1 protein-coding gene and 1 pseudogene are annotated in these 643 nt (G+C 63.3%); both read right to left on the bottom strand.

Annotated elements, in window-relative coordinates; all coding sequences use genetic code 11:
* Nucleotides 1–286 (bottom strand): annotated as a pseudogene (locus tag AC1D00_RS44175) (ABC transporter permease); the annotation flags it as partial.
* A partial coding sequence (locus AC1D00_RS44170) for an ATP-binding cassette domain-containing protein (RefSeq protein ID WP_477015084.1) occupies nucleotides 283–643 on the bottom strand: 361 nt, incomplete at its 5' end. The gene AC1D00_RS44170 and the pseudogene AC1D00_RS44175, both read right to left, overlap by 4 nt.

Below are 643 nucleotides of genomic sequence, written 5' to 3'. Positions count from 1 at the left end.
AGAGGAAGCGGAAATAGGCGGTGTTCTCCAGCGCCTTCAGGATCGAGCGGGCGAGATCGGAGTCCTCCTGGAGCAGCACGGCGCTCGGCAGATGGTGCGGCGTGGTGTTGATGGCGTAGCCGAACAGCATGAGCTGCATCACCGGCAGCATCACGATCATCGCGAACGAGACGCGATCGCGCCTCAGCTGGATGAACTCCTTGATCAGCATCGCATAGGAGCGCCGCAGGAAGCCGAAGCGCTCGCGGATTTCATGTGCGGGAGCCGGATGATCGACGGCGCTCATTGGAAATTGTCCTTGGACCGGCTCATCAGTTCGATGAACACGTCTTCCAGCGAGGGATGCGACTTCTGCCAGTGCAGGCCGCTTCGCTCGCGCCACGGTGCGATGCTGGCTTCGAGCGCGGCAACGTCGCGCCCCGAGACGTGCAGCGAGGTGCCGAACGGCGCCACCATGTCCACGCCTGGCTTGCCGGTGAGCGCAGCCGCGAGCTCGTTGAGGTCCTCGCCGGTTACAGTGTAGGTCGAGAGCGCGGATTTCGCGATCACCTCCTCCACCGTGCCGTGCGCGAGCAGATGGCCGTAGGCGATGTAGGCGATCTCGTGACAACGTTCGGCTTCATCCATGTAGTGGGTCGAGACC

It is taken from the genome of Bradyrhizobium sp. P2_E8 (genome assembly GCF_056403875.1).
This window is presented reverse-complemented; position numbering and strand designations above follow the sequence as displayed.